At 64.7% G+C, this 21,093-nt stretch carries 23 protein-coding genes; 17 read left to right on the top strand and 6 right to left on the bottom strand.

Annotated features, from left to right (window positions below):
* Positions 1-8 precede the first annotated feature (8 nt).
* From ACOYR4_RS15810 to ACOYR4_RS15800, 3 genes are all read left to right on the top strand, one after another.
* Complete coding sequence (locus tag ACOYR4_RS15810) at positions 9-353, top strand: hypothetical protein (protein ID WP_422847265.1); 345 nt, start codon at positions 9-11, stop codon at positions 351-353.
* Positions 350-1,048, top strand: a complete 699-nt coding sequence (locus tag ACOYR4_RS15805) for an SDR family NAD(P)-dependent oxidoreductase (RefSeq protein WP_422847264.1) — start codon at positions 350-352, stop codon at positions 1,046-1,048. Before ACOYR4_RS15810 ends, ACOYR4_RS15805 begins: the two co-directional genes overlap by 4 nt.
* Positions 1,049-1,182: 134 nt before the next feature.
* Positions 1,183-2,208, top strand: a complete 1,026-nt coding sequence (locus ACOYR4_RS15800) for a phosphotransferase enzyme family protein (protein ID WP_422847263.1) — start codon at positions 1,183-1,185, stop codon at positions 2,206-2,208.
* Between the two features lie 43 nt (positions 2,209-2,251).
* On the opposite strand, the gene ACOYR4_RS15795 is transcribed toward ACOYR4_RS15800, so the two are convergent.
* The 3 genes from ACOYR4_RS15795 to ACOYR4_RS15785 form a co-directional block, all read right to left on the bottom strand.
* Positions 2,252-2,419: a hypothetical protein gene (locus tag ACOYR4_RS15795; protein ID WP_209820007.1), complete on the bottom strand. Its 168-nt coding sequence runs from the start codon at positions 2,417-2,419 to the stop codon at positions 2,252-2,254.
* A 140-nt stretch (positions 2,420-2,559) separates the two neighbouring features.
* A complete protein-coding gene (locus ACOYR4_RS15790; protein ID WP_309825077.1) occupies positions 2,560-2,796 on the bottom strand; it encodes a DUF2805 domain-containing protein in 237 nt (78 codons plus the stop codon).
* A 114-nt stretch (positions 2,797-2,910) separates the two neighbouring features.
* Complete coding sequence (locus ACOYR4_RS15785) at positions 2,911-3,792, bottom strand: LysR family transcriptional regulator (protein ID WP_422847262.1); 882 nt, start codon at positions 3,790-3,792, stop codon at positions 2,911-2,913.
* Between the two features lie 127 nt (positions 3,793-3,919).
* On the opposite strand from ACOYR4_RS15785, the gene ACOYR4_RS15780 reads away from it, so the two are divergent.
* The 4 genes from ACOYR4_RS15780 (at position 3,920) to ACOYR4_RS15765 (ending at position 7,077) form a co-directional block, all read left to right on the top strand.
* The gene (locus ACOYR4_RS15780; RefSeq protein ID WP_015014930.1) at positions 3,920-4,618 is read left to right on the top strand and encodes a class I SAM-dependent methyltransferase; all 699 of its coding nucleotides are present in this window, start codon (positions 3,920-3,922) and stop codon (positions 4,616-4,618) included.
* 217 nt (positions 4,619-4,835) lie between these two features.
* The gene (locus ACOYR4_RS15775) at positions 4,836-5,261 is read left to right on the top strand and encodes a hypothetical protein (RefSeq protein WP_422847261.1); all 426 of its coding nucleotides are present in this window, start codon (positions 4,836-4,838) and stop codon (positions 5,259-5,261) included.
* A 59-nt stretch (positions 5,262-5,320) separates the two neighbouring features.
* Positions 5,321-6,121, top strand: coding sequence for an alpha/beta fold hydrolase (locus tag ACOYR4_RS15770; protein WP_422847260.1), 801 nt, complete (start codon positions 5,321-5,323; stop codon positions 6,119-6,121).
* Positions 6,122-6,192: 71 nt separating this feature from the next.
* A complete protein-coding gene (locus ACOYR4_RS15765) occupies positions 6,193-7,077 on the top strand; it encodes an alpha/beta fold hydrolase (RefSeq protein WP_422847259.1) in 885 nt (294 codons plus the stop codon).
* Between the two features lie 164 nt (positions 7,078-7,241).
* Here ACOYR4_RS15765 and ACOYR4_RS15760 read toward each other — a convergent pair whose 3' ends face one another.
* On the bottom strand, positions 7,242-8,063 hold the full coding sequence (locus tag ACOYR4_RS15760) for a DUF5677 domain-containing protein (protein WP_422847258.1): 822 nt from the start codon (positions 8,061-8,063) through the stop codon (positions 7,242-7,244).
* A gap of 445 nt (positions 8,064-8,508) precedes the next feature.
* Here ACOYR4_RS15760 and ACOYR4_RS15755 point away from each other — a divergent pair, with 445 nt between their 5' ends.
* Both ACOYR4_RS15755 and ACOYR4_RS15750 read left to right on the top strand, forming a co-directional pair.
* Positions 8,509-8,967: a hypothetical protein gene (locus ACOYR4_RS15755; RefSeq protein ID WP_422847257.1), complete on the top strand. Its 459-nt coding sequence runs from the start codon at positions 8,509-8,511 to the stop codon at positions 8,965-8,967.
* A gap of 251 nt (positions 8,968-9,218) precedes the next feature.
* A complete protein-coding gene (locus ACOYR4_RS15750; RefSeq protein ID WP_422847256.1) occupies positions 9,219-9,845 on the top strand; it encodes a hypothetical protein in 627 nt (208 codons plus the stop codon).
* Positions 9,846-10,025: 180 nt separating this feature from the next.
* Here ACOYR4_RS15750 and ACOYR4_RS15745 read toward each other — a convergent pair whose 3' ends face one another.
* Positions 10,026-12,512: a Lon protease family protein gene (locus ACOYR4_RS15745; RefSeq protein WP_422847255.1), complete on the bottom strand. Its 2,487-nt coding sequence runs from the start codon at positions 12,510-12,512 to the stop codon at positions 10,026-10,028.
* A 241-nt stretch (positions 12,513-12,753) separates the two neighbouring features.
* Positions 12,754-13,866, bottom strand: a complete 1,113-nt coding sequence (gene hemH, locus ACOYR4_RS15740) for a ferrochelatase (RefSeq protein ID WP_422847254.1) — start codon at positions 13,864-13,866, stop codon at positions 12,754-12,756.
* A 202-nt stretch (positions 13,867-14,068) separates the two neighbouring features.
* Between hemH and ACOYR4_RS15735 the strand changes: the two genes are divergently transcribed.
* From ACOYR4_RS15735 to ACOYR4_RS15700, 8 genes are all read left to right on the top strand, one after another.
* Entirely contained in the window at positions 14,069-14,740 is a 672-nt protein-coding gene (locus ACOYR4_RS15735) for an amino acid ABC transporter permease (RefSeq protein WP_056064535.1), read from the top strand.
* Between the two features lie 12 nt (positions 14,741-14,752).
* Positions 14,753-15,406 (top strand): amino acid ABC transporter permease, encoded by a 654-nt coding sequence (locus ACOYR4_RS15730; protein WP_015014909.1) that lies wholly within the window; start codon positions 14,753-14,755, stop codon positions 15,404-15,406.
* A 65-nt stretch (positions 15,407-15,471) separates the two neighbouring features.
* Positions 15,472-16,278 (top strand): transporter substrate-binding domain-containing protein, encoded by an 807-nt coding sequence (locus ACOYR4_RS15725; RefSeq protein WP_056747112.1) that lies wholly within the window; start codon positions 15,472-15,474, stop codon positions 16,276-16,278.
* A 27-nt stretch (positions 16,279-16,305) separates the two neighbouring features.
* Positions 16,306-17,085 carry an amino acid ABC transporter ATP-binding protein gene (locus ACOYR4_RS15720; protein ID WP_060984970.1) on the top strand — a complete coding sequence of 260 codons (780 nt, stop codon included), beginning with the start codon at positions 16,306-16,308 and terminating at the stop codon, positions 17,083-17,085.
* Positions 17,086-17,146: 61 nt separating this feature from the next.
* Entirely contained in the window at positions 17,147-17,893 is a 747-nt protein-coding gene (locus ACOYR4_RS15715; protein WP_422847253.1) for a sugar phosphate isomerase/epimerase family protein, read from the top strand.
* Entirely contained in the window at positions 17,890-18,840 is a 951-nt protein-coding gene (locus ACOYR4_RS15710; RefSeq protein ID WP_142081163.1) for a sugar kinase, read from the top strand. Before ACOYR4_RS15715 ends, ACOYR4_RS15710 begins: the two co-directional genes overlap by 4 nt.
* Positions 18,837-19,862, top strand: a complete 1,026-nt coding sequence (locus ACOYR4_RS15705) for a 2-hydroxyacid dehydrogenase (protein ID WP_422847252.1) — start codon at positions 18,837-18,839, stop codon at positions 19,860-19,862. The genes ACOYR4_RS15710 and ACOYR4_RS15705 overlap by 4 nt, the downstream gene beginning before the upstream one ends.
* A complete protein-coding gene (locus ACOYR4_RS15700; protein ID WP_309825061.1) occupies positions 19,859-20,935 on the top strand; it encodes a LacI family DNA-binding transcriptional regulator in 1,077 nt (358 codons plus the stop codon). Before ACOYR4_RS15705 ends, ACOYR4_RS15700 begins: the two co-directional genes overlap by 4 nt.
* The last annotated feature ends 158 nt before the right edge of the window (positions 20,936-21,093 follow it).

Genomic DNA, 21,093 nt, shown 5'->3' with positions numbered 1-21,093 from the left:
ACGTCACCATGAAAATCCACGAGTACCCTGTGCCGCGCCTATCTGCCCAGATCATTCAGGAGTGGGCGCCTGAGCTTGCCGCCCGGTACGGCTGCACGGTAGAAGCGTTTTTGGCAAAGCCCGGCCACATAATCTTTTTCCCCTCCCAGACGCTTCGTCTCGAGCTCATGGATGAGTCTGTGGTGGAGTTCAAGTACGCGTTCGCGCTGGTGAGTGAGGCACGCCGCACCATCGCGGTTTTCACTGAGCACTGTGGACACCACGTGTTCCCGCACTACCAAACTAAAGTGCTCTGCGATGGCTCCCTGGTCTATGCGCAGGCCACACACCCCGGCGACTGGTCTTCACCATGAATTCACTGCCCCATGGCTACCGCGCCCTGGTCATCGGCGCCACCGGTGCCATCGGCAGTGCCTTCCTCGCCCACCTGCAGGCCGATCCGCGCTGCGCCTTGGCCGTGGGCCTGGGCCGCCACACCCAGCCGGCCGTCGATTTGGACGACGAGGCCACCATCGCCGCAGCAGCCCAGCAGCTCAAGGCACAGGGACCATGGCACTGCATCATCCACGCCGCAGGCCTGCTGCACGGTCCCCACGGCATGCCTGAAAAGCGTCTGGGCCAGTTGAACTACGCGCAGATGGAGGCCACCTTCCGCACCAACACCTTCGGCCCCGCGCTGTTGTTGGCCCACTTTGCACCGCTGCTGCCCAAGCAGGGGCGCGGCTTGCTGGCGGTGCTGTCGGCCAAGGTGGGCAGCATTGGCGACAACCGCCTGGGCGGCTGGTACAGCTACCGCGCCAGCAAGGCCGCGCTCAACATGCTGGTCAAAACGGCATCCATCGAAGTGGCCCGCACCCACCCGCAGGCCGTGCTGGTGGCGCTGCACCCGGGCACCGTCAATTCAGCCTTGTCAGCCCCGTTCAACGGCGCAGAAATTGGCCGCCCGGCAGTGGATGCGGCGGGCGACATGCTGCGGGTGCTGGATGGACTAACGCCTGAGGAGACGGGCAGCTTCTACGCCTACAGCGGCGCGCCGCTCCCCTGGTAAGCGTGGCGGGCGGTGCTATGGTTTTGATACCGCTTCCGCACCAGCAGTAAGCGCTGGCGGGCATTTTTCTCAAAGGCATGTCATGTGCCACTGTCCATGCGCGCCCTTCGTACGGCTTGCATGCAGAATGCCGCATGCATCCAACCCCATCGCCCGACACGATCCTTTTTGCTTCCCACACCACGGCCACAGCCGGGTCTGTGGCGCAGTGGGTAGAACGCCACTACGACCTGCCCGTGCAGCAGTGCTACCTGATCCGCCGCAACCTCAATGACAACTATGCGGTGCGAGCCGCGGATGGCAACCGCTACGTGGCAAGGCTCTGCGCCATTCGTCCGCGTGGTCCGTTCAATGTGGACTTTGAGCTGGCGTTGTTGACCCATTTGGAGTCGCAGGGCGTGGGCGTGGCCTCCCCCGTGTTGGCTGCAAACGGCGCAACCAGCGTGACCCTGCCGTTCCCGGAGGGCCCTCGTGTGCTGGTCCTCTTCCGTCACTGCGAAGGCGCTGTGCCCGATACCCCCGAAGACCTGCACCTGACCGGCGCCACGTTGGCCCAGATTCACAGCGCCGCGCAAAGCTACACCGGCCCCGCAAGCCTCTACGTGCTGGACGGCCACCATCTGGCAGGCCGCACGCTGGACTACCTTGCCGCCCATCCCGAGCTGGCCCCATCCGTGCTGGATGCCTACCGCGAACTGATCCACCGCCTTCTGGGGGAGTTGGCAGAGGTTGAAGACACCTTGACCCGCGTGATGTGCCACGGCGACACGCATGGGTTCAACAACCATGTGTACTCCGATGCCGAAGGTGTGCGCCGCGCCGCATTCTTTGACTTTGATGACGCCGGGCCTGGGTTTCTGGCCTATGACCTGTGTGTGTGGCTGTGGTCGAACCTGCCGCGCAAAGCACCCATGGAGCCTGACGAAGCCTTGCTGAGGCGCTGGCAGCAATACCTGGCTGGCTACCGCGCAGGCGGCGGCCATGTCACCGATGCCGACCTCGCCGCCTTGCCGCTCTTTGTGCAGTTGCGGCACCTGTGGAACATGGGGGAGGGAGTGGCGCGCATCCACCACTGGGGCGCCAACATGATGTCGGCCGACTGGATCAAGAAGCAGCCGGAGGTGATGGCCGCCTGGGCTCGCCTGGATTTGCCCGCTTGATGGGGCTTGCCCGGGCCCCTGCGGGTTGCGCGGGCACCCAAGCTCAGGTCATGTGGCGCGGGGCTGCGGGGTGCGTTAGCTGCTGCGCATCGCTGGGGTCTTGCTCCAGGCTGTACGGCACCGAGACAAAGGCCACGCTCAACACAAAAAACAGCGTGGCGGATACGGCCCGGGCGACGGGGAGCACAAAGTTCTTGAGGTCGGTGTTCATGGTGGTTCCTGCAGCGGCTAGAGGTGGAGAAGGGGCGGGGGTCATATGCCGCCTTGACCCTTGCAGCCATGTTGCCGGTGCAAGGCTGAACGGGTGCTGAACACGTGCTGAAAAGGTGCCGAGCGGCGCTTGCTCATCGCCTACTTGTAGTTCTCCCGCCGTTCCCCAAACTGTCTCACCCGCTTGCGCCACGCCCTGTAGCTGCCCGGCGCCAGGTGGGTGCGCATCAGCGCCTTCACTTCATCGTGGTGCAGGCCGTGGGCGGCGCGGATCTGCGCAAAGCTCACGTGATCGCTCAGCGCCATCTGGATGATCTCGCCCACGGTAGCTGCGTCAAGTGAGGCGTGTGGCGGGTTCACGGCGTGCGGTGTCGTCATGTTCATCAGGGTGCTGGCGTTGTTGCGAGGGTAGTGCGCCTGCATTCACCTTGCGCGGCGGTGGCCCTTTCTCCGTTGCCCTGCTCGCCCTCCACAGACCTTCGGTGCCGGCGTTCAGCGATCCACCGCCAGCCCCTCGGCCAGCGCCTCAAACACCACCCGTATCCGCCGTGATGTGCGCAGCTCGCGGTGCGACACCAGCCAGACGGGAAAACGCACCGGCGCCACGTCGTCCAGCACGCGGACGATGCCCGGCGTTTCGCGGGCGATCTCGTCCATCATGGCGCCGATGCCCATGCCCTGGCGCACCAGCGCCCAGTGGGTCACGGTGTGGTCTGCGTAGCAGGTGAAGTTGTCTTCGCTCAGGTTCAAGCCGTAGTGGCGCAGATAGGCAAGGTACCGGCCAGCGCGGTCTGAACCCACAAACTCCGCATTCACCGCGTCCTCCGCGCTGCGCGGGTGGCCGTGGGCCTGCACCCAGCTCTCCGACGCGTAAAAGCACGCCCGGGCATCGCGCACCAGGCGGGCAATCAGCTCGGGCTGCTCGGGCTGCACGTGGCGGATGGCAATGTCTGCCTCGCGGCGCTGCAGGTCGCTCAGCGCGTTGGACGAGATCACCTCCACGGCAATGCCGGGCGCCTGCGCTCGCAGGCGTTGCAGGATGGGCGGCAGCAAGTGCGTCGCCACTACATCGGTGGCCGACACCGACACCACGCCCCCTACTGCTTGCGACCGCCCGCTGGCAGCCAGGCCCAGGGCCTCTGCCGCAGTGCCCATGGTGCGGGCATGTTCCAGCAGATCCAAGCCGGTGGGCGTGAGCACCATGGCTTTGCCCACGCGCTCAAACAGGGTCACGCCCATCTGCTGCTCAATGGCGGCCACCTGCCGGCTCAGGGTGGGCTGGGTCAGTCCCAGCTTGCGTGCGGCGGCCGACAGCGAGCCGGTCTGCGCCGTTTGCAAGAACGCCTTCAGTTGGTTCCAGTCGAGGTTATCCATGCGTAAACGTATATGTTCACTGCAATTTATCGCAGTTTCCTGCGCTTCAATGCATGGATAGCATCTGTGTGTTGCTCATTGCACCTCTGTACTTCGCTGCTTCAGCTCTTCACCCGGTCTGCACACCATGTCGTCTTCTGCCATTGCTCCCGCCTCCCGCGCATTGCCCTCCGCCGCCAACCCGTCGGCTGCGTCCGCCAAGGCACGGTTCTGGGACCGCATTGCACCCAAGTACGCCACCGACCCCATTGCCGACCTCGCTGGGTACGAGGCCACGCTGCAGCGCGTGCAGGGCCTGCTGTCGCCCCAGCATGACGTGCTGGAGATTGGCTGCGGCACCGGCAGCACGGCACTGCGCCTGGCGCCCTTCACCCGCAGCCTGCTGGCCACCGATGTGTCGTCGCAGATGATCGCCATCGCCCACCAGCGGCTGGCCGCGCAGCCGTCGCCCGCCTTGCGTTTTGCTGTGGCCGACGCCGAGGCCATGGCCCCGGGGCCCGAGGTGTATGACGCAGTGCTGGCCTTCAACGTGCTGCACCTGATGACCGACCTGGACGACGCGCTCAGGCAGCTGGCAAAGGTGCTGCGCCCGGGTGGTTTGCTGATCTCCAAGACCGCTTGCGTTGCCGAGATGAACCCGCTGATCCCCTACCTGGCCGTGCCCCTGATGCGCGCCATTGGCAAGGCCCCGCCGGTGCTGTGCTTTGACGAGCAGCGGCTGCGCTCGGCCATGGTGCAGCAGGGCCTGCAAATCGTCTGCACCGAGCGGCACGGCACGCGCGGCAAGGACATTCGCGCCTTCATCGTGGCCCGCAAGCCGGGCTGAGTTTTACCCACCCCCTGCAACACAGCCTGGCGGCTTTGCAAGGCCGCAGGGCGGAGCTTTGCCTACAGATGTGCTGCCGGGCCCCCGCGCTCATCCCATGGACTGCAGAAGGGCGCCCTGACATTTGCCCTGCTGCGGCCCTGCCGTCATCACCCACCTCTTTGCCCACACGGCTTCGACCGCTCACCCACAACCTCCCATCACTGCCATTCACACCATGAACAACCGCAACCACCCCCTGTCCCTCACGCACGTCGCTGGCCTCGTCGCAGCCGTGACATTCCTCGCCGGCTGCGCGTCCACCCTCGACCAGGCGGGCCTGGAGCAACGCACGGGGCAAGCCATTGGCCGCACGGCAGGCCAGTTCACCATCACCGACCGGCAGGAGGAAACCGGCGGCCGCATCAACTACACCGTCAACACCCGCGACGGCGCCAGCTACCGGTGCTACGTGTACGGAGTAACGGGCTTTCAGAAGGCCATGACCTTCGGCCAGACACCCCACTCCGACGCCATCTGCACCGCCATGGTGGGCAGCGCGGGCAACGGCGGCGCACAGGCACCGGCAGCGGCAGCCCAGCCACAGGGCCGCAGTGCGCCCAAAGAATGCAATGCAGTGCTGCGCACGGCAGGGCGCTGCTGAATGGCACCGCACCGCTTTGGCCTGCGGGCCACATCCCTGTCTGCAACGGGCCTTGCACCATGAAGCCATGGCACTGGGCCAGCCTTCTGCTGGCAGTCTGCTTGAGCGGTTGCGCCAGCCTGCCCGGCGCCACCACCGACACGGTGGACGGGCGCACGGTGGAATACATCCAGGCAGGGCAGGGCACCCCCGTGGTGGTGTTTGAGAATGGGCTGGGCGCCCGGCTGGACTGGTGGTCCAAGGTCTGGCCCGACACCGTGGCAGAAACCCGCGCGCTGGCCTACAACCGCGCGGGCTACGGCCGCAGCGATGCGTCCCCCCAGCCGCGCGATGGGGCGCAGGTAGTGCAAGAGCTGCGGGCCTTGCTCAGGGCCCGCCAGCTACCGCCGCCCTATGTGCTGGTCGGGCATTCGCTGGGCGGCCTGTACATGCAGCTGTATGCGCGCCAATACCCCGCAGAGGTGGCCGCGCTGGTGCTGGTGGACTCCACCCACCCCGAGCAGATGCGTGGCGCTGGCAACCCCGACCTGTGGCCGACCTGGCTGAAAGTCGCCTTCCGTCTGGGCACCTCAGACGTGGTCAAACAAGAGCTGGCAGCGCTGGACGCCACCGGGCAACGCGTTGCCAGCCTGCCGGTGGACCCATCGGTGCCCGTGTTTGTGCTCAGCGCACTGCAAACCCCGGGGGCTTCATCTGCGCTGGCCGAAGATGTGCGCCAAAAGCGCGCCGACTTCGCCCACCTCTACCCCGGCTCCACCCAGGTGTGGGTGGACAGCGGGCACGGCATTCCGCTGGAGAAGCCCGAAGCCGTGGTCAGCGCAATTCGCGCCGCACTGCAGGCGGCCCGCGCGCCACGCTGAAAGCGGTGGCGGCCACGCTAGTGGCAATTTCATCGTGGCGCGCTGGCCAGACCCCGTGCCAGAATGACCCGATGAGCACCACCACCTCCTCCTTCCAGTCCAAGGCCGACGGCACCCGGGTCACCACCTACACCTGGGCCGAAACCCCGGGCCAACCGGTAGGCGTCGTCCAAATCTCCCACGGCCTTGCCGAGCATGGCGAGCGCTACGACCGCTTTGCGCGGGCGCTGAACGCCGCAGGCTTCATCGTCCACGCCGTGGACCATCGCGGCCACGGGCGCACGGCCGGTGGCAAGCTGGGTGACTTTGGCAGCGCAGGCTTCGGCGGCCTGATTGCCGACGTGGCCCAGTTCGGCGCACTGCTGCTCGCGCAGCATGGGCAGCAACTGCCCGTGTTCCTGTTCGGCCACTCCATGGGCTCGTTCGCAGCGCAGGCGGCCATCCTGGACCATTCTTCCACCTGGTCTGGCGTCATCCTGTCAGGCTCCACCGCCCTCGACCTGCTTGCCGCCGCCATGGCCAACGCCCCCGCCGATGCGCCCGCTGGGCTCGCGGCATTCAACGCAGGCTTTGAGCACCGCACCGGCTACGAATGGCTGTCGCGCGACGCTGCCGAGGTCGATGCCTACGTGGCCGACCCGTGGTGCGGCTGGGACGTGCCGCCCGATGTGATCCCCTCACTCTTCGCCCCCGCGCCCCGACTGGCCGACCCCGCACAACTCGCGCGCATTCGCAGCGACCTGCCCATCCTCATCGCATCCGGCGACGCAGACCCGTTGGCCGCAGGCGGCGTCTTGTTGGAGCAACTGGGGCAGCGGTATCGGGATGCCGGTGTGGCCGATGTGACAGTCAAGCTGTACCCGGCGGCGCGGCATGAGATATTGAATGAGACGAATCGGGATGAGGTGACGGGGGATGTGGTGGCGTGGCTGCGGGGGCGGGGCGACGTGGCTTAGCGCGTGCTCGACGTTTTGATTCCGATCTGATCAATGCTTGTTTTTGGGATAGGACAGATCGGTGCCGCTTTGCAAAGCTGACGCTCAACGTGGGCTAGGCAGCAATCGCGCGGCGCAACCTTTTCAGAATGTGTGCCCCGTCGGTGGTCATGTTGACCACCGTACTAGGCGCGCTCAGCGCTGAAAATCTCCTGGGCATACTCAAAACCTTTCGGGTTGGTGTTTTCAATTGATAGCAGCGCAACCTGTGCGAGTGTGGTGCGGCTTAGGTATTGGTTTAGCAATTCAAGCATAAGTATGAGGTAGCTCTTCTCTGCTTCATTTTCCACCCCCCGACCACGCTCGTTCGACTGCGAATACGTTGCAAATGGAGAGCCGTGGGAATGATTTGAAAGCAGTCGGTAGATGGGCTTGAAATGACCTCCAATCAAAGAAAAATGCTCTGCCACTTCGTCATCTGTGAGGTACATGTCGGAATGTCCTCTTTTAATTTTATCTGCTTTTACTTTTGCAAGTTTGGAATATGTCGTAGATCCTATTATTTTGGATTTTGCGCGAGGTAGGTTTTCTTCGAAGCTGTTTAGTATTTCTTGATTTGCGCCGAATTCTTTGTATAGTCGGTACTTTTCGGAATTCATGTGATAGAAATATAGATCCATCCGAAATGCTGATTCATCCTCGCTCAACCCTGGTTGGCTCAAATAGAGGTGACGGTGACATGTCTCTATCAAAGCACGGGTCAATGTGGCAACTGATGGAAAGTCCCAAAGGCCAGTGTTATTGATTTTGTTTCTTGGCAGCAGTGCATTGATTGACATTGCACTTAACGTTATTCGAGTGTAGATTTTCGTACTTTCAATGCCCAGGGTGGTTGTATGAATTCCACCGGATGAATCAGAAAAACTGACTGCAATTAGGACTAGTCGTTCAAACTTGTCGAGTGCTTCGCGATAGTTGACTTCAAGTGTTTTTGGATCGGAAGCCATGATGAATTTTGCGTAATATAAATTGAAAAATCTTTCGGTAGAGCTGGGTCGTGCGGAGTGTAAAAACTACATTCTGTATTGGTGGCTTGCGGTCTGCGCCTGCAAGCGCTGCGCCGCTTGAATTGTGGATTTAAAAATTCCTTGATTCAACTAAGATAAAATCGAAAGTTATATCGGATCTGCATTAAGGGCTTGGCCCATCGTCTGAACGTTTGACCGTAAATACAGCGGTTTCGGAAGTATGCCTAATGTCGGATTTTCCTCAAAAACACCATTGAGGAAAAACTGTTTCAAAGCTGGCTTTGATTAGTAGCCGCTGGCTTGTAGTTCGGAGCACGCCGACCGTAAGTCCATGCAGTGTCTAGAATATTCCGCAAGGCTCAGCATTTACCCCGCAAGTCCTGCGGGATGCATCACGTCAGACATCATCGAAAGAAGCTGCGGCATGGTAACAATTGAAGACCTTTATTCGACCCTGATCCGAGAAGGCGTACGCCGAAACCTCGACGTCGTGGCGGAGTTCTGCGTTGCTCCCCGCAACCGGCTGTTCGAGAAGAAAATCGATCTCGCGTGGGTCCGTAGGCGTGAAGACGCAAATCGCTTCGGCTCTCTGAGACGTTGGCAGATCGTGGCTGCGTTCGAAATTGAGGGGTACGACGTGCCTCTTGATCGCCTGGAATTGCACACGTCACAGATCAAGCAGCTCTGGGAAGAAGAGAGGGAGTGCTTCCCGTGCTTCGTACCCTTATACACGCGGGCGTTTCACCGCACTAATCCTGACTGGGGCAATGACAAGCCGGAACGCAAGATTCGGCAACGTGTTGAAGAGGCTCGGCGTCTGGGTGGCGTCGTGGATGTAAGGGACGGCCGTGACATGAGTTGGCTTGACGCTGTGGCCCGATGATGTCTACGTTAGGCGCCAAGCCGCGCACAACAATGCATAACGACCAGGCTCCAACCGAGGGAACTTGCAAGCTTACCGGCAAGACAGGCCCTTTCGTTGCGTCTCACATCATCCCTGAAGCGCTAACGCGACCCTCTGTGCGAGGACGTCCCTTGTTTCAGTATGAGGAAGGCCGGCCTCCTACCCGACGCTGGACGAGTTGGTACGACTCGGCACTTGTGACGGCGGACGGCGAGAGATATCTTTCTGACTTGGACAGTTGGGCGATTTCCGAGCTTCGGAAGCATCGTTTGGTTTGGAGCGGATGGAGGAGCGATCAGCAACTAGGAGAACTGAACACCATCTTCTTCAAGTCTCTTGGTATCAGATCTATTGAGAACATGGATACGAAGCGGCTTCGCCTCTTCTTTCACAGCCTTCTCTGGCGCGCGGCTGCAAGCGATAGAGACGAGTTCAGCGAAATTACGGTTTCACCTGAAGATCTTGCGGTACTGCGCGACGAAATATTGGGTTCGCTTGAATCTCCATTGAGCTTTTTCCCGGTTCAACTGACGCAACTTTCAACAAAGGGGGTCGTCCACAACCACGCTCCGATTCGCGACGTCAAGTACTTGCCGAATCCGTATATGTCGAATGGCTCCCCAGTCGCGTTGCCGACGTTTCGCTTTTACTTCGACGGGCTCATTGCACATATTCACTGTGCGACTCCGCTGGGGTATGGCTGCGAGGCATTGGGCGACCTGTTGCTCGGTAGCTCCACCTCGGTGGTGATCTCCACGATTCCTTTCGAGGATTCCGCCCAGGCGCTCAATTTGTCTAAGGTGTTGTCTGAATCCGGCGCCCGATTTGCTCCACCCGATGGGTTCGTAGCCAGATAATCCCGTTGAGGAGATGTCGGTTGCGCTGTCTTGCCACCTCTTATGTCGAGCGTTGAGCGCCCGCTTTAGGCTGCGACACTTAATGCGCTCGGCCGACAGTGCTCGTTCGACGGTTGCTGACTACTAACGCTGTTTGGCTGCCGGTACCCCAACCTTCGATTCGGTGTGTCGCGGACCTCTCTACCGCCCCCGTACCCCTCGCCCCTTCCGCGCACCCCCCGCCACCTGGCAAGCCTTCCGATACGCCCGCAGCGTCACCTCCGCCCGCTGCATCACCGTGTCCTCCACCGTGGCGGCACCGCCGGCCAACTCATCGGCCTGCGCCTGCAGCAACTCCGCCGGGCTCATGCCCGACGCCTCGCCCGTCAGCAGCGCAATCCCCTCGCTCACATGCCCCATGGTGTAGACGTGGAACAGCCCGCGCCGCACCGCGTCCAGCAGGCTGCGGTCCAGCATCAGGTGGCGTTGGTTGCGGGCGGGGATCAGCACGCCGTGGGTGCCGTCCAGCCCCGCCGTCGCGCAGGCGCGGAACCAGCCTTCGATCTTTTCGTTGATGCCGCCCACGGGCAGCACCTCGCCGTGCTGGTTCAATGCGCCGGTCACGGCAATGCCCTGGCGCAGCGGCAGGCCTGACAGGCTGGACAGCAGCGCGTACAGCTCGGCGCACGAGGCGGAGTCGCCTTCCACGCCGCTGTACTCCTGCTCGAACACGATGGAGGCGTTGAGCGCCAGCGGCGCGACGTGGCTGAACAACGCGGTGAGGTAGCTGTGCAGGATGAGTACGCCCTTGTCATGGATGGGGCCGGACATATCGACCTCGCGCTCGATGTTGAGCAGGCCCTCTTGCCCGGCAAAGGTGCGCGCGGTGATGCGGACGGGGAAGCCAAAGCGGTAATCGCCCAGGTCGATCTGCGTCATGGCGTTGATCTGGCCGGTGATGGAGCCCTGCAGCGTGATCAGGCGCTCGCCTTCGGTGATGGATTCGTGCAGTTCTTCTTCGGGCTGGTTGTGGCGCAGGGTGCGGGCGGCCAGGGCGGCTTGCACGTCGGCGGCTTGCACCACGGTGCCTGCGCGGGCCTGGCACAGGGCGGCGCTTTCGATGGCGAGTGCTTCGGTGTGGGCAAAGCGCGCGCTCTGGCGGCCTTGGTCGTCGGCCTCGCGGTGTGATTGCTCCAGCAGCAGGGCCACGGCACCGGCGGCAAAGTGGGGCAGGCCGCGCTTTTTGCAGACTTGCGCGACCAGGATGGCCGAGGACTGGTGGGTGCCGGGAGTGGCGATGAACCGGTCTGAAAAGTCCACCTTCACGCGAAAGCGGCGGGCGGCGTCGGGGTCGGCCTCTTGCAGGGCGTAGTACTCCTCCACCGATCCGATCAGCACGATCTTCACGTCCACGTCCACCGGCTCGGGCTGCAGTGCACCGGCCCCGCCGGGCGCATGGGCGGGGCCGCCGCCGCCACTGCCGTCCTCGATCTGCAGGCGCCCACAGCGCAGAAAGCGGCGCAGGCGCGGCCACAGGCCTTCTTCGGCGGCCAGGTCGTGCAGGTGCAGCAGGATGAAGCCGCCATGCGCTTTGAGCAGGCTTCCCGCGTGGATGCTGGCGTGGTCGGCCTGCACGGTGTCGGCGTCGGCGCCGTGTTCAATGCTGCCAAACAGGGTGCGGGCCGTGGGGTTGTCTTCCACCACCACAGGGGCGCTGGTGCGGCCGTGGTTGTCCACCACCACGTTCACCTGGCAGCGGGCCAGCAGGTCGTCCAGCGCGTCCTTGCGGTCGTCTTCGGCGTCCTGGCCTTGGTCGGCGTCGCCGGGCTCAAAGAGGTCGATGTGGTCCAGCACGGCGCGCTCTACCTGGTCCAGCCACTGCGTGAGCTTGACGGCGTCTTTGATCTGCTTGCGCAGGCCCTGGCGGATGCCGTGCAGTGCGTGCTCCACCAGGGGCTTGATGGTCTGGCGGCGCAGGGCGGCCAGGGCGTCGTCGCGCGTGCGCTCCAGCGGGCGGGTGGTTTCCAGAAACTTGGCGATCTCGGCGCGCAGCTCCAGCTCGGCGGCGTCGATCTCGGCGCGGCGCTCGCGGGGCAGGGCGCGCGCTTCGCCTTCGGTCAGCGGCTGGCCCTTGGGGCCGGTGAGGGTGAACACCATGTGCCCGGCCTCGCGGCTCAGGCGGAACTGGCGCGCTTCGGCAAATGCGTCCAGCGCGGCAAAGGCTTCGTTTTCTTGCGCTTGCCAGGTTTTTTCGATGCGCTCGGCCTCGGCCTTGAAGTCGGGGCTGGTCAGGCGCTTGGGGATGTCGGCCTGCAGGCTGCGCGCCATGTCGGCCATGCCCTGGCGCAGCAGGCGGCCTTCGCCCGCAGGCAGGCGCAGCGCGCGGGGGCGGTCGGGCTGGTCAAAGTGGTGCAGGTAGCACAGGTCGGGGGGCACGGCGCGTTTTGCGGCTTCGGCCTGCATGGCTTGGCGCAGCAATGACGCGCGCCCGCTGCCCACTTCGCCCAGCACAAACAGGTGGTAGTCCGGCTGCTGCATGGCCAGACCAAATTGCGCGGCTGCCTGGGCGCGCTCTTGCCCGATCCAGGGCAGGGGCAGGTCTTGCAGCTCGGCGGTGCTGGCAAAGCCCAGCGTGGCGGGGTCAATGGTCAGACGCAACTGGTGGGGGGCAAGGGCAAATGCGGGCATTGATGTGGGTGGAGGAGGGCGAAAGGGCGTAAGGGCAGAAGGGCGGTGCGGAGGGCGTGGCAGGCAGCCGTGCAGCACCTGGCGACCAAAATATGAGCCAAAACGGGCAGATGCGCTAGTGCAATATGCCCTGGTTGCTATCAATAATGTAGTGAATGGCGCTGGGTGTGCAGGCCGCCCGGTGCCATTCGCTTTCCCATTCGGATGCGCAATGGCATGGGCGTCTGCAGAGGCAACTGCATCAATGCGCAACCGGGCATACCCCGGCGGGCGCACCACCGGCCAGCGCGTGGCTGCGCGCATCGGCCAGTGCGGCGGCAGTGGGGGCCTCGGTGGGCCAGCCAGCCAGGTGCTGCTGGGCCACGCGGCTCAGCGCCGTGATCCAGTGGTGGTTGTCGTTCAGGCAGGGGATGTAGTGAAACTCCTTGCCGCCCGCGTGCAAGAAGGCCTCGCGCACTTCCATGTTGATTTCTTCCAGCGTCTCCAGGCAGTCGCTGGTGAAGCCGGGGCACACCACGTCCACCCGCCGCGTGCCCGCCTTGCCCAGCGCCTCGATGGTGGGCTGGGTGTAGGGCTCCAGCCACTTGGCCTTGCCAAAGCGCGACTGGAAGGTGATGCTGTAGCGCTCCTCGCGCAGGCCCAGGCGCTCGGCCAGCAGGCGGCCAGTCTTGCGGGCTTCGCAGTGGTAGGGGTCGCCCAGGTGCAGAGTGCGCTCGGGCACGCCATGAAAGCTCATCACCAGCTGGTCGGGCTGGCCGTGGTGCTTCCAGTGCGTTTCGATGGTGCGGGCCAGGGCGTCGATGTAGCCAGGGGCGTCGTGGTAGTGGTTCACAAACCGCAACTCGGGCACGTTGCGCGTGGCGGCGGCCCAGGTGTAGACGGCGTCAAACACGCTGGCTGTGGTGGTGGCGGAGTACTGCGGGTACAGCGGCAGGATGAGGATGCGCGTGGCGCCCTCGGCCTTCAGGGCATCGAGCTGGCTGGCGATGGACGGGTTGCCGTAGCGCATGGCGTGGCGCACCAGCACCGCGTGGCCCGCCTCGCCCAGCCAGCCGCGCAGCAGCGTGGCCTGCTTGGCCGTCCAGTGCGCCAGGGGCGAGCCCTCGGGCGTCCAGATGCTGGCGTATTTGGCGGCCGACTTGGCCGGGCGCGTGCGCAGGATGATGCCGTGCAGGATGGGCATCCACAGCAGTTTGGGAATCTCCACCACGCGGTGGTCACCCAGGAACTGCGCCAAATACCGGCGCACGGCCGGGGCCGTGGGTTCGTCGGGCGTGCCCAGGTTGCACAGCAGCACGGCAGTGCGGTCGGCCTGGCCGTGGGTGAAAGGGGGTTCGGGGTGGAAGGAAGGCATGCGGCATTTTCACCCACGCGCCGAGCCAGTGCGGGCTGGGAGCCTATTTGCGGCCTGGCGCACCACTGCCTGTGAGACCAGAGCGGGATACAGCGTCTTCATGCGTTGTTAGCCCCTTTTTGGGGTGCATCGGGTATTCCCTGATGTGGTTATGAAACCGGTTTCATAAACTGGCGCCACTTTGGAATAACGACTGTCCACCGTGAATTACCAGTTCCAGTTCGATGCCGTGTTTGCCGCGTGGCCCTTGCTGCTCAAGGGCACCTGGATCACCGTGCAGCTGTCGCTCACCGCCACCTTGCTGGGGCTGGTGGTGGCCATCTTTTGCGCCTGGGGCAAGACCGGCGGGCCGGGCTGGCTGCGGTTTTTGATCAACGCGTACATCGAGGTCATCCGCAACACGCCGTTTCTGGTGCAGCTGTTTTTCTTCTTCTTTGCGCTGCCATCCATCGGCCTGCGCTGGTCGCCCTACACGGCTGCGCTCACCGCCATGGTGGTCAACCTGGGGGCCTATGCGGCAGAGATCGTGCGGGCGGGCATCGAGTCCATTCCCAAGGGGCAGATCGAGGCGGGCAAGGCGCTCAACCTCAAGCCGTGGGAGATCTTCCGGTTTGTCATCCTCAAGCCCGCGCTCAAGGCCATCTACCCGGCGCTCACCAGCCAGTTCATCTTGCTGATGCTCAGCTCGGCCGTGGTGTCGGTGATCTCGGCGGACGACCTGACCTCGGTGGCGGCCAACCTGCAGTCGCAGACCTTCCGCAGCTTTGAGATCTACATCGTGGTGACGGCCATCTACCTGGCGCTGGCGCTGAGTTTCTCTGCGCTGTTCAAGCTGATTTATCAGCGCATGCTGAATTACCCCGACCGTCGCTGAGGAAGACCTGCCATGCGTACCTTCGGACTCTCCGAGTTTTTATTCATCGTGCAGGCCGCGCAGTGGACGCTGGCGCTGTCGGCCATTGCCTTCGTGGGCGGTGCGCTGCTGGGGCTGGTGGTGGCGCTGTCGCGCACCTCAGAGAACGCGGCGGCGCGCAATGCGGCGCGGGTGTTCATCCAGGTGTTCCAGGGCACGCCGCTGTTGCTGCAGCTGTTCCTCATTTTCTTTGGCGCACCGGTGCTGGGGTTTGACATCAACCCCTGGGTGGCGGCGGGCGTGGCGCTGGTGCTCAACAGCGCGGCCTTTCTGGCCGAGATCTGGCGCGGGTGTATCGAGGCCGTGCCGCGTGGCCAGTGGGAGGCCGCCCAGGCGCTGAACCTCAAGTACGTGGCCCGCATGCGGTTTGTGGTGCTGCCCCAGGCTTTCAAGATTGCGCTGCCGCCCACGGTGGGCTACATGGTGCAGATCATCAAGGGCACATCGCTGGCGGCCATCATCGGCTTTACCGAGATCACGCGGGCGGGGCAGATCATCAATAACGCCACGTTTCAGCCGCTGCATGTGTTCACCACCGTGGCCGCGCTGTATTTCGTGATCTGCTGGCCGCTGTCGCTGCTGGCCGCACGCATGGAGCGCAAGCGCGCCCGTGCTCTGGCGCGCTGACCCACGCGCCGCAACCTTCTTTTTTCTTTCTGTTCTCGTTCACACCAACCACCAGGAGACATGCGATGACTTTTTCTTTGCAACGCCGCACCGCTACCGCCGCTTTGGCTGCTTTGGGCCTGGGTGCCGCCCTCACGGCGTTTGCGCCGCTGGCCTCGGCACAGTCCGTGGCCGACATCAAGAAGAAGGGCGAGATCACCATCGGCATGCTGGTGGACTTTCCGCCCTACGGCACCACCAACGCACAAAACCAGCCCGACGGCTACGACGCCGACGTGGCCAAGCTGCTGGCCAAGGACCTGGGCGTGAAGGCCAACATCGTGCCCGTCACCGGCCCCAACCGCATTCCGTTTTTGCTGACCAACAAGGTTGATGTGCTGGTGGCCTCGCTCGCCATCACGCCCGAGCGCTCCAAGCAGGTGCAGTTCTCGCAGCCCTACGCGGCCGCGACCATCGTGCTGTACGGCAAGACCGGCGCCAACATCAAGAGCGCTGCCGATCTGAAAACCGTGCGCGTGGGCGTGGCCCGTGCCAGCACCCAAGACGTGGCAGTAACCAAGGCCGCGCCCGAGGGCACCGAAATCCGCCGCTTTGACGACGACGCATCGGCCATGCAGGCACTGATCTCGGGCCAGGTCGATGCGATCGGCTGCTCGGTCACCGTGGCCGCGCAGATCGCCAAGCGCGTGCCCGCCAACACGTTTGAGAACAAGTTCAACCTGCTGCAGCAAGCCATGGGCATTGCCCTGCGCCCCGGCCAGGACGAGCTGACCAAGGCCGTGAACGACTTTGTGGCCCGCAACACCGCCAATGGCGAGCTGAACAAGCTGTACCAAAAGTGGCTGGGCGCCGACCTGCCCAAGCTGCAGTAAGCCGGCCTGAACGATAAGGAGCCATTGATGAGCGACGCAGTCACGACCGCCCCCGGCACACCGCCGATCATCCGCATGGAAGGGGTCAACAAGTGGTACGACAGCTTCCAGGTGCTCACCGACATCAACCTGTCGGTGCGGCCCGGCGAGCGCATCGTGATCTGCGGGCCATCGGGCTCGGGCAAGTCCACGCTGATTCGCTGCATCAACCGGCTGGAGACGGTGCAAAAGGGCCGTATCGAGGTCGATGGCATCGACCTGACCGCTGGCGGCAAGAACGTGGATGCCGTGCGCGCCGAAGTGGGCATGGTGTTCCAGCAGTTCAACCTGTTCCCGCACCTGACCATTCTGGAAAACTGCACGCTGGCCCCCATGCGATCGCGCGGCATGAGCAAGGCGCAGGCCGAAGAAGTGGCCATGAAGTACCTGACCCGCGTGCGCATCCCCGAGCAGGCGCACAAGCACCCCAGCCAGCTGTCGGGTGGGCAGCAGCAGCGCGTGGCCATTGCGCGGGCGCTGTGCATGGCGCCCAAGGTGATGCTGTTTGACGAGCCCACCTCGGCGCTCGACCCGGAGATGGTCAAGGAAGTGCTGGACACCATGATCAGCCTGGCCGAAGACGGCATGACCATGCTGTGCGTGACGCACGAAATGGGCTTTGCCCGCAGCGTTGCCGACCGGGTGATCTTCATGGCCGACGGAAAGATCCTGGAGCAGGCGCCGCCGCAGCAGTTCTTCGGCCAGCCGCAGCACGACAAGACACGGCAGTTCCTGGGCCAGATCCTGACTTCCCACCACGCACATTGAGACCCGGCACGTCGTGCGGTTGATGGCCTCTGCCCTGGTGGGCAGAGCTTGAAAGAAACACATGAAGGTATTGATTTCCCTGTCCTCCTTCGGCGCGGCCGAAACCGGCCGCCACGGCCAGCTGTGGTGCACCGACCTGGCCCAGCAAGCGGGCGCGGATGGCGTGGAGGTGCGTGGCGAGCTGCTGCGCGACGCAGCCACCGAGCTGCCCGCGCTGGCGGGTCGGGCGGCGGTGTACTCCAGCCCTGAAGGCCTGTGGACCCCGCAGGGCGCGCTGGATGAAGCAGCCCTTGCGCGTGGCGTGCAGGCCGCGCAGGTGCTGCGCGCGCCACGCCTGAAGATGTCGATTGGCGGCTTTGGCTCGCCGTCGCATGCCTCGCTGCACCGCCTCCAGGCCCTGCTGCAGGCCGCCCCGCAGGTGGAGCTGGTGATCGAGAACGACCAGACCGCCACCGCTGGCACGCTGGCGGCCATGCAGGCCTTTTTTGCAACCCAGGCGCAGGCGGGGCTCGATCTGGGCATGACCTTTGACATGGGCAACTGGCACTGGCAGGGCGAATGCCCGCTGCAGGCCGCGCAGGCACTGGCACCCTATGTGCGCTATGTGCACTGCAAGGGCGTGCAGCGCCTGCCCGCCAAGTGGGTGGCGGTGCCGCTGGCCGATTCGGTGGCGCCCTGGCGCGCCGTGTTGCGTGCCTTGCCAGCCGATGTGCCGCATGCCATTGAATACCCGCTGGTGGGTGACGACCTGGTGGCGGTCACGCGCGAACAGGTGGCCTTTATCCGCGCTGCACGGGAGGCCGCATGACCGCCCCGGCTTTTGACGTCGCACTGTTTGGCGAGGCCATGCTGCTGCTGGTGGCCAACGAGCCCGGTCCGCTGGAGAACGCCACCGGCTTTCACAAGCGCACAGCCGGGGCTGAGACCAATGTGGCCATTGGCCTGGCGCGCCTGGGCCTGAAGGTAGGCTGGGCCAGCCGCCTGGGCACCGATTCGATGGGCCGCGCGCTGCTGGCCGCCATGCAGGGCGAGGGCATTGATTGCTCGCACGTGGTGTGCGATGCCACACAGCGCACGGGCTTTCAGTTCAAGGAGCGAGTGACCGATGGCCGCGACCCGCAGGTGGAATACCACCGCAAGGGCTCCGCCGCCAGCCAGATGGGTCCCGCCGATGTGGACGAGCCCTGGCTGCGGTCCGCGCGCCATCTGCATGCCACAGGCGTGTTTGCCGCCATCTCTGACACCAGCCTGCAGGCGGCCATCCGCACGCTGGAGGTGATGCGCGCTGCGGGCCGCACCATCTCGTTTGACCCCAACCTGCGCCCCACGCTGTGGTCGTCGCCCGAGACCATGCGCCACTGGATCAACACCCTGGCGACCTATGCCGACTGGGTGCTGCCGGGCATGGAAGAGGGCGTATTTTTGACCGGTGAGACCACCCCTGAGGGTGTGGCACGCTTTTACCGTGAGCGAGGCGCCAAGCTCGTGGTGGTCAAGCTTGGCCCCGAGGGCGCTTACTACGACAGCGATGTGGCCGGCACCGGCCGCGTGCCCGGCGTGCCCGTGGCCCAGGTGGTAGACACCGTGGGCGCGGGCGACGGCTTTGCGGTGGGCGTGATCAGCGCGCTGCTGGAAGGCCTGCCCGTGCCCGCCGCCGTGCGCCGGGGCGCCTGGATTGGCGCGCGCGCCGTGCAGGTGCTGGGGGACACCGAGGGGCTGCCCACCCGCGCACAACTGCAGGAGGCGGGCCTGTGAGCCTGACGCTACCTTCAACAGACGGCAGCACAAGCCCCGCGCGCAAACAGGTGCTGGTGTTTCGCGAACTGCCGCCCGACCAGCTCGCGCGGCTGACCGCCATGCACGACGTGACCGTGGCCGACCCGCGCAAGCCCGATGAACGTGCGCGATTCGATGCCGCGCTGGCACAGGCGCACGGGCTCATCGGCTCCAGCTTTCCCATCGATGCCGCCGTGCTGGGGCGTGCGCCCCGGCTGCAGGTGGTGTCCAGCATTTCGGTGGGCGTGGACAACTACGCGCTGGACGTGCTGCAGTCGCGCGGCATCATGCTGTGCCACACCCCCGGAGTGCTTGACGAAACGGTGGCAGACTCGGTGTTTGCCCTCCTTATGGCCACCAGCCGCAGGCTGGTAGAGCTGTCGCAGCTGGTGCGCGAGGGCCGGTGGACCAAGAACATTGGAGAAGACCTGTTTGGCAGCGATGTGCATGGCAAGACGCTGGGCCTGCTCGGATTTGGCCGCATTGGCCAGGCCGTGGCGCGCCGCGCCGCACTGGGGTTTGGCATGCCGGTGATGTACCACGCCCGCCGCCCGGTGGACCTGGCAGCCCAAGCCCCTGAATTGGAGGGCAAGGCCGTCCACACCCCACTGCCCGCGCTGCTGGCGCAATCAGACTTTGTGGTGGCCATGCTGCCCTTGTCGGACAGCACGCGGGGCATGGTCAACGCCGAACTGTTTGCCGCCATGAAGCGCGGCGCTATTTTTATCAATGGCGGCCGGGGCGCCACGGTGGTGGAGCAAGACCTGCTGCACGCGCTGGACCATGGCCCGCTGCGCGCAGCGGGGCTCGATGTATTTGCCACGGAGCCGCTGCCGCTGGCGTCGCCCCTGCGCACCCACCCGCGCGTGACACCGCTGCCCCACATCGGCTCGGCCACGCACGACACGCGCCATGCCATGGCGGCGCTGGCCACCACCAACCTGCTGCAGGCTCTGGCGGGCGAACGGCCCGCCGCTGTGTACAACCCCGTACCCGCATGAGCCCGCCGACACCCGCATCCTCCGCCACGCCCCGCGCCCGCCCCACCATTGCCGATGTGGCGGCTGAGGCCGGGGTGTCCAAGGCCACGGTGTCGCGCTACTTCAACCACCGTGAACGCCTGCTCAGCCCCGACATTGCGGCGCGGGTTGAGGCCGCCATCGCCAAGCTGGCCTACGTGCCCAGCCCCATGGCCCAGGCGCTGAGCCATGGCCGCTCGCGCCTGATTGGCCTGGTGGTGGCCGACATCACCAACCCCTATTCGGTGGCCGTGTTGCGGGGCGCCGAGAAAGCCTGCCAGGATGCAGGCTACCTGGTCATGCTGTTCAACCTGGGCAACGACCGCGAGCGCGAGCGCGCGGCCATCGACGCGCTGGCCAGCTACCAGGTGGATGGTTTCATCCTCAACACGCTGGGGCAGGGCGAGGGGCAGGCGGATGTGAACACCTTGCACGGCAAGCCCGCCGTGCTGGTGGACCGGCGCCACGCCGGGCTGGCGGCAGACTTCGTCTCGCTGGACAACCAGGGCGCCATGCGCGAAGCCTGTGCCCACCTGCAGCAGCAAGGCTGGCAGCGCCTGCTTTACATCACCCAGCCCTTGTTGGGCGTGAGTTCCCGCATCGAGCGCACGGAGGCCTTCCGTGCGCTGGTGTCCTCCAAGGGCTCGGCGGTGCGCGGCGCGGTGCTGGAGCTGGCGGCCGAGCAGGGCGATGAGGTGCTGGACCAGGCACTCACCGATCTGCTGCGGCAGGCCCGGCCCGGCGAGCGCTGCGCGGTGGTGGCGGGCAATTCGGTGGTCACGCTGCGGGTGGCTGCGGCCGTGTCGCGCATGGGGTGGACGTTTGGGCAACAGCTCGGCTTTGTGGGCTTTGACGACCCTGAGTGGGCGTCGCTGATCCGGCCCGGCCTAAGCGCCGTGGCACAGCCCACCGATGCCATCGGGCAACGCGCGGCGCAGTGCCTGCTGGAGCGCATCAACGGCCTGGAAGGCCCTGCACGCGAGAGCCTGCTGCCGGGCCTGCTGGTGGTGCGCGGATCTTCGTTGGGGCCTGCGGGCGCTTCATCCACAGACTGAACGCGCTGCATCCCCGGGGACCCTCTGCACGAATCTCGCTGGCCAAGTGGGCGCAGCGGATCGGGAAGGGCTGCAAGGCGCAAAACGCAGCAATAGCGGTAGCTATTGCGAGTATTTGCAACGCGGCAGACCGCCCGAGCCCGCTGATGCACACGGCG

The organism is Acidovorax sp. M14, assembly GCF_049331375.1.
In the GTDB taxonomy this organism is placed as follows: Bacteria; Pseudomonadota; Gammaproteobacteria; order Burkholderiales; family Burkholderiaceae_C; genus Acidovorax.
This window is presented reverse-complemented; position numbering and strand designations above follow the sequence as displayed.

What these genes read in the sequence shown, in the direction of transcription:
- ACOYR4_RS15810 (WP_422847265.1), top strand. Translation starts at nt 9, where the DNA reads ATGAAAATCCACGAGTACCCTGTGCCGCGCCTATCTGCCCAGATCATT.
- ACOYR4_RS15805 (WP_422847264.1), top strand. Translation starts at nt 350, where the DNA reads ATGAATTCACTGCCCCATGGCTACCGCGCCCTGGTCATCGGCGCCACC.
- ACOYR4_RS15800 (WP_422847263.1), top strand. Translation starts at nt 1,183, where the DNA reads ATGCATCCAACCCCATCGCCCGACACGATCCTTTTTGCTTCCCACACC.
- ACOYR4_RS15795 (WP_209820007.1), bottom strand. Translation starts at nt 2,419, where the DNA reads ATGAACACCGACCTCAAGAACTTTGTGCTCCCCGTCGCCCGGGCCGTA.
- ACOYR4_RS15790 (WP_309825077.1), bottom strand. Translation starts at nt 2,796, where the DNA reads ATGACGACACCGCACGCCGTGAACCCGCCACACGCCTCACTTGACGCA.
- ACOYR4_RS15785 (WP_422847262.1), bottom strand. Translation starts at nt 3,792, where the DNA reads ATGGATAACCTCGACTGGAACCAACTGAAGGCGTTCTTGCAAACGGCG.
- ACOYR4_RS15780 (WP_015014930.1), top strand. Translation starts at nt 3,920, where the DNA reads ATGTCGTCTTCTGCCATTGCTCCCGCCTCCCGCGCATTGCCCTCCGCC.
- ACOYR4_RS15775 (WP_422847261.1), top strand. Translation starts at nt 4,836, where the DNA reads ATGAACAACCGCAACCACCCCCTGTCCCTCACGCACGTCGCTGGCCTC.
- ACOYR4_RS15770 (WP_422847260.1), top strand. Translation starts at nt 5,321, where the DNA reads ATGAAGCCATGGCACTGGGCCAGCCTTCTGCTGGCAGTCTGCTTGAGC.
- ACOYR4_RS15765 (WP_422847259.1), top strand. Translation starts at nt 6,193, where the DNA reads ATGAGCACCACCACCTCCTCCTTCCAGTCCAAGGCCGACGGCACCCGG.
- ACOYR4_RS15760 (WP_422847258.1), bottom strand. Translation starts at nt 8,063, where the DNA reads ATGGCTTCCGATCCAAAAACACTTGAAGTCAACTATCGCGAAGCACTC.
- ACOYR4_RS15755 (WP_422847257.1), top strand. Translation starts at nt 8,509, where the DNA reads ATGGTAACAATTGAAGACCTTTATTCGACCCTGATCCGAGAAGGCGTA.
- ACOYR4_RS15745 (WP_422847255.1), bottom strand. Translation starts at nt 12,512, where the DNA reads ATGCCCGCATTTGCCCTTGCCCCCCACCAGTTGCGTCTGACCATTGAC.
- hemH (WP_422847254.1), bottom strand. Translation starts at nt 13,866, where the DNA reads ATGCCTTCCTTCCACCCCGAACCCCCTTTCACCCACGGCCAGGCCGAC.
- ACOYR4_RS15730 (WP_015014909.1), top strand. Translation starts at nt 14,753, where the DNA reads ATGCGTACCTTCGGACTCTCCGAGTTTTTATTCATCGTGCAGGCCGCG.
- ACOYR4_RS15725 (WP_056747112.1), top strand. Translation starts at nt 15,472, where the DNA reads ATGACTTTTTCTTTGCAACGCCGCACCGCTACCGCCGCTTTGGCTGCT.
- ACOYR4_RS15720 (WP_060984970.1), top strand. Translation starts at nt 16,306, where the DNA reads ATGAGCGACGCAGTCACGACCGCCCCCGGCACACCGCCGATCATCCGC.
- ACOYR4_RS15715 (WP_422847253.1), top strand. Translation starts at nt 17,147, where the DNA reads ATGAAGGTATTGATTTCCCTGTCCTCCTTCGGCGCGGCCGAAACCGGC.
- ACOYR4_RS15710 (WP_142081163.1), top strand. Translation starts at nt 17,890, where the DNA reads ATGACCGCCCCGGCTTTTGACGTCGCACTGTTTGGCGAGGCCATGCTG.
- ACOYR4_RS15700 (WP_309825061.1), top strand. Translation starts at nt 19,859, where the DNA reads ATGAGCCCGCCGACACCCGCATCCTCCGCCACGCCCCGCGCCCGCCCC.